The organism is Actinoplanes sp. NPDC051633 (genome assembly GCF_040681735.1).
In the GTDB taxonomy this organism is placed as follows: Bacteria; Actinomycetota; Actinomycetes; order Mycobacteriales; family Micromonosporaceae; genus Actinoplanes.
In genome coordinates, this window is the sequence record NZ_JBFAZH010000556.1 from 1 (window position 1) to 5131 (window position 5131).

At 73.1% G+C, this 5131-nt stretch carries 7 protein-coding genes; 4 read left to right on the plus strand and 3 right to left on the minus strand.

Annotated elements, in window-relative coordinates:
- Nucleotides 1–594: 3-keto-5-aminohexanoate cleavage protein (locus AB0M20_RS26435; RefSeq protein WP_364302617.1), on the minus strand; the 594-nt coding region annotated here is incomplete at its 3' end.
- Between the two features lie 49 nt (nt 595–643).
- On the opposite strand from AB0M20_RS26435, the gene AB0M20_RS26440 reads away from it, so the two are divergent.
- Complete coding sequence (locus AB0M20_RS26440; RefSeq protein WP_364302619.1) at nt 644–1600, plus strand: GNAT family N-acetyltransferase; 957 nt, start codon at nt 644–646, stop codon at nt 1598–1600.
- Here AB0M20_RS26440 and AB0M20_RS26445 read toward each other — a convergent pair.
- Entirely contained in the window at nt 1507–1974 is a 468-nt protein-coding gene (locus AB0M20_RS26445) for an oxidoreductase (RefSeq protein WP_364302621.1), read from the minus strand. The two genes, AB0M20_RS26440 and AB0M20_RS26445, sit on opposite strands and share 94 nt — an antisense overlap.
- Before the next feature lie 100 nt (nt 1975–2074).
- Here AB0M20_RS26445 and AB0M20_RS26450 point away from each other — a divergent pair, with 100 nt between their 5' ends.
- Nucleotides 2075–3193 (plus strand): MFS transporter, encoded by a 1119-nt coding sequence (locus AB0M20_RS26450; protein WP_364302623.1) that lies wholly within the window; start codon nt 2075–2077, stop codon nt 3191–3193.
- Between the two features lie 18 nt (nt 3194–3211).
- On the opposite strand, the gene AB0M20_RS26455 is transcribed toward AB0M20_RS26450, so the two are convergent.
- Nucleotides 3212–3721, minus strand: coding sequence for an ATP-binding protein (locus tag AB0M20_RS26455; RefSeq protein WP_364302625.1), 510 nt, complete (start codon nt 3719–3721; stop codon nt 3212–3214).
- Between the two features lie 284 nt (nt 3722–4005).
- On the opposite strand from AB0M20_RS26455, the gene AB0M20_RS26460 reads away from it, so the two are divergent.
- Together AB0M20_RS26460 and AB0M20_RS26465 are read left to right on the plus strand one after the other, a co-directional pair.
- Complete coding sequence (locus AB0M20_RS26460) at nt 4006–4167, plus strand: hypothetical protein (protein ID WP_364302627.1); 162 nt, start codon at nt 4006–4008, stop codon at nt 4165–4167.
- Between the two features lie 674 nt (nt 4168–4841).
- On the plus strand, nt 4842–5131 hold a 290-nt coding region (locus AB0M20_RS26465; RefSeq protein WP_364302629.1), incomplete at its 3' end, for an SRPBCC family protein.

Genomic DNA, 5131 nt, shown 5'->3' on the forward strand with positions numbered 1-5131 from the left:
GATCCGGGTGGGCAGGCCGAGGCGGGCGGCGTGCGCGACCAGCGGCCAGCACGCGTCGTCCTCGCCGTGCAGCAGGATCGGCGTGCCGCCGCCGAGCCGCTCGAGGATCGCGTCGGCCCGCGCCACCGCCCGGTCGGCCGGCGCGCCGATGATCTCCACGAGGACGCGGTCCACCGGGCCGGTCCGGGTCGCCTCCTCGGGCCGCCAGACGCCCGCCTCGACTCCGACGCCCCGCTCGGTCAGCAACGCGACCAGTTCCTCGTACCCCGGCTCGCCGACGTTGACCGACGCGAAGTCCGGCAGTTCGGCCCACGCCGCGATCGCGGCGTGCCGGGCACGGTGGTCACCGTGGGCGATCCAGAGCCCGGTCGAGACCCCGACGGGTACGCCGGCGGCCCGCACCGCCGCCACGGCCGCGCCCACGTCGGCCGCGGCCAGCGACTCACGCCCGTCAGCCCCGCGCGGATGGATGTGCACCGCCTCGGCGCCGGCCGCGACCGCCGCCGTGGCCTCGTCGAAGAGCTCGGCCGGCGTCTTCGGCACGAAGGGCTCGCCGCGCCCGCCGTTGAGGCAGGCCTTCAGTCGTCTGATCACGCGGTAATTCTGCGGCGTGACCCACAGGTGATGCGGCACCATTCCGGCCGTGGACGTGACGCTGACCGACGACCTGATCCGCCTCGACCGGCTCGAGGCGGGTGATGCCGAGGCGTCCGTGGCGGGCGAGGACGACCAGATCGTCCGCTGGCTCAACGGCGGGCGGTCCACGGTGACCGGGACCCGCGACTACATCGCGGAGACCCACCGCAGCTGGGCGCGCGGCGGTCCGCACCTGGCCTTCGCGATCCGGGTCGGCGGCGCGCTGGCCGGCACGGTGGACGCGCGGCTGATCGAGCCCTATCTGCGGCCGGGCCAGGCGAACATCTCCTACGCCGTGTTCCCGGCGTGGCGGGGCCGGGGGATCGCCACCCGCTCGGTCCGGCTGCTCGTCGAGTGGCTGCGGGAGCGCGGCGACGTGCGCGAGGCGGTGATCCGTGCCGATCCGCGCAACCCGGCGTCGGGCGCCGTGGCTCGGGCGGCCGGCTTCAGCTTCCGGGAGCACACCGCGGACGAGCACGGTGACCTGGACTGGTTCGTCGCGGACCTGCGCCACCGCACGCCCGGGGTGTCGGTCGTTTTCGTGTGCCAAGACAGCGGCCGGATCCTGCTGGCCCGCCGCGGCGCCGGCGCTCGGGACGAGCCGGGAGCGTGGGACTGCGGTGCCGGCGCGCTCGAGTTCGGCGAAAGCTTCGAGGCGGCGGTGGCGCGGGAGGTCGAGGAGGAGTACGCGACCCCGCCCCGCACGGTGGCGCTGTGCGGTGTCCGCAACGTCATCCGCGGTGACTCACACTGGGTTTCCGTCGTGTTCCGGGTGACCGTCGACCCGGCCGCGGTGCGGATCGGCGAGCCGCACAAGTTCGACGAGCTGGGCTGGTTCGCACCCGGCGATCTGCCGTCGCCCCTGCACTCTCAGCTGCCGGCCACGCTCGCGCTGACCGGGCCGGACCAGTCCCAGTGGGGGATCGGCAGGCCGTCCGGCACGACCGCGTCCGGCGCGTCGTAGGACTTCACCTCGCCGACGGCCCACTCCATGTAGGCGTGCAGGGTGCCGCGCAGCTCCGGGTCGGGCGGCAGCGTCGCCTCCACCGCCTGGTCGAAGCACCGGACGAAGGCCTCGCCCAGCGCCGGCTCCATGCCGTTGCGGGCGTGCAGGTCGAGCATCCCCGAATGACCCAGGCGCGAGGTGCTGTAGACCGGCGGGCCGCCGAGCACCTCACCCCAGTACTCGGCCAGGTGCTCGACGTGGTGCGGATCGCCGGTGTGCGAGAACGGATGCTCCAGCTGCTCGTCCACGAGGCAGCGGGCGTGGAAGTCCGCCGCGAGCGCCCGGAAGGCCGGCGCTCCGCCCGCGGATTCGTACACCGATGGCCTGTTCATCGCGCCAGGATGGCAGAAATCGCTTGACGGCGTGATCCTCCTCGCGGATCGTCGTGGCATGCGTAAGCGACATTGATCCACTGTTGCCCGCCGTCTCTACGTGGTTCGCGCGTGTGAGGACGGCATCCTCCTATACCCGGTGTACGCGCTGCTCTTCGCCGACGCCGGGCTCACCACGGCGCAGATCTCGACGCTGTTCATGCTGTGGTCGGTGGTGGCGTTCGCCGCCGAGGTGCCCTCGGGCGCGTGGGCCGACACCTGGTCGCGCCGCAGCCTCTACGCCCTCGGCGCGTTCCTCACCGCCGCCGGCTTCCTGAGCTGGACGATCTGGCAGTCGTACCCCGGCTTCGCCCTGGGCTTCATCCTGTGGGGCCTGGGCGGCGCGCTGGGCTCCGGCGCCCTCGAGGCGCTGATCTACGACGAGCTGGCGGCCGACGGCGAAGAGGACCGCTACGCCCGGGTGGCCGGCCGCGCCGGGACGATCGCCATCCTCGCCCAGCTCGGTGCCACGCTGCTCGCGACCCCGGTGTTCCTGCTCGGCGGCTACGAGCTGCTCGGCTGGCTCAGCGTGGTGGTGGCCGCGGCGGCCGGCGTGGTCGCGCTGGGCTTCCACGAGACGTCCGCCGCCGAGGAGGACGACGAGGACGGCTACCTGAAGACGCTCGCCGCGGGGTTGCGCGAGGTGCGTCGCGGCCGGGTGGTGCGGTGGGCGGTCCTGATCAGTGCCATGGTGTACGCGTTCAGCGGGCTCGACGAGTACCTCCCGATGGTGTCCCGCGACACCGGTGTGCCGACCGCGCTCGTACCCGTGGCCTTCGCCGTGCCCTCGATCTGCATGGCCGCCGGCAGCGCCCTCGCCGGTCGCTGGTCCACGGTCGGCCCGCGACGCCTCGCCGCGGCCCTCGCGACGGCCGCCGCCCTGCTCGCGGTCGGCGGCCTGAGCGGCCACGTCGCCGGGCTGGCACCGATCGGCGTCGCGTTCGGGCTGTTGCAGTTCGCCATGGTGATCACCGAGACCAGGCTGCAGGACGTGACACCGAGCGCGGTCCGCGCCACGGTGCTGTCGGTCAGCGGCTTCGCCACCGAGGTGCTGACCGTCGGCCTGTACGCCTTCTTCGGCCTCGGCGCCGCGATCGCCGCGGTGCCCGTGCTGTTCGCCCTGGCCGGCCTGCCCGTGCTGGCCACCGCGGCGGTGGTCGCGACCCGCCTCCCGAAATGAGCGTCCCCGTATCGGCGGTCACCGGGAGGCGAACGCCACGATCTCGTCGAGCCCCGGGGAGTAGCCGGCCCGCGTCTCGACCTCCAGCGTCGGCACGTCCATGCTGATCGGAGTCCAGCTCTGCGTGATGCCGAGCTGAGCCCGATCGGTGTGGGCGGCGCGGGTGGGGACGGCCATCCGGCGGCTCTCGATGCGCGCCCGCGCGACGGCCGGATCGACGACGCAGCGCACGACGCGGATCCGGGCCAGCCCGGCCAGCGGCGACAGGATCGGCCGCCACAGCCGATCCTGGAAGGCGGCCTCGGCCACAACGGTGCAGCCGGCCCGAAGCAGCACCCCGAGCGTGTCGAAGAACGCGTCGTAGGCCCGCCGCATCGTCTTGTCCGGCGTACCCGCGTGCACCATGCCCTCGCGGATCTCGTCGCGGCAGATCGCCGGGCAGCCGACGGACCGGGCGATCTCGTGGGCGAGCGTGGTCTTGCCGGAGCCGGGCACGCCGCTGACCACGACCAGGATGGGCGCGCTCACGAGGCGGCTGAGCAATCGTTCATGGCGGTCCGAGCTTACGTCCTCCACCACCCGCCGCAGACGGGGCGACACGGCGCCGCTCGCCCCGCCAGGCTGGTGCGGCCATGCCGGCGTGGTGGGTCGGGCGCGGCTCGGCACGCATGGTCCTCGGTCGAGGCGCAGCCATGCCGGCGTGGTGGTGGGTCCGGCCGGTTGCGCGTGGGTGGTGGTTGGGGTGGCGGCCATGCGGGCGTGGTGGTGGGTTGGGGTTGGGTGCGGCCGGGTGCGCGTGGGGGGTGGTCGGGGTGGCAGCCATGCCGGCGTGGTGGTGGGTTGGGCCGGGTGCGGCCCGGCACGCGTGGTTGGTGGTCGAGGTGGCGGCCATGCCGGCGTGGTGGTGGGTCGGGCCGGGTGCGGCCCGGCACGCGTGGTTGGTGGTCGAGGTGGCAGCCATGCCGGCGTGGTGAGCGATGCGCCCGGTGCGGCCGGTGCGGCCGGTGCGGGCTCCGGTTGGCAAGTGGTAGCTGAGCCACGTTTCCGGCGGCTCGGAGCGTGCGTGGGCTACCACTGTGGTCGATTTGTCCGCCGGGAGAGTAGAAGTGGTAGCTGAGCGGCCTTTGAGAGTGCCCGGTGGGCTGTTGAGCTACCACTGTGGTCGATTTGTCCGCTGCGAGAGCGGAAGTGGTAGCTCAGCGGCCTATCCAGATGCCCGATGGGCCGTTGAGCTACCACTTTGCTCGCGACGGCTGCGGCTGGCGCGTGACCCGCCGGCCAGGGTGACTGGCCTCCCGCCGCTGGGCCACCACCCGGTCGGCGTGGCTGCCGCCTTGACCGGTGGTGGCCGTGACGGCCGCTGTGTGCTGGACCGGCGACGAGGCCGGCGTGGCTGCCGCCTTGACCGGCGGTGACCGTGACGGGCCGCTGTGTGCTGAGCCGACGATCAGGCCGGCATGGCTGCGGCCTTGACCGGCGCGCGACCGTGACGGGCCGCTTCGGGTTACGAAAGTGGTAGGCCAGCCACCTCTGCGGGCGCCGGATGCGTGGGTCGGCTACCACTTTGTTTTGACGCATCGAGCGTGCCGGCGCGGTCGTGTCCGATCTGTTCAAGACGCTTGCGTCGACGCGTCGTAACGTCGCCGCCATGGAGTCACGACACGTCAGCACGCAGATCGACCGGCCGGTTCGGGAGGTCTATGAGTACGCCTCGGACCCGGCCAACCTGCCCGCGTGGGCACCCGGGCTGACCAGCTCGATCGAGCAGGTCGACGGCCGGTGGATCGCCGAGTCGCCGCTCGGCAGGGTCGTGGTCGCCTTCGTGCCGGAGAACGAGTTCGGCGTGCTCGACCACGATGTCACGCTGCCGACCGGGGAGACCGTGCACAACTCGTTCCGGGTGATCGCCGACGGCGACGGCAGCGAGGTCGTCTTCAC

Coding starts and splice junctions, on each gene's coding strand:
- AB0M20_RS26445 (WP_364302621.1), bottom strand. CDS start 1,974: ATGAACAGGCCATCGGTGTACGAATCCGCGGGCGGAGCGCCGGCCTTC.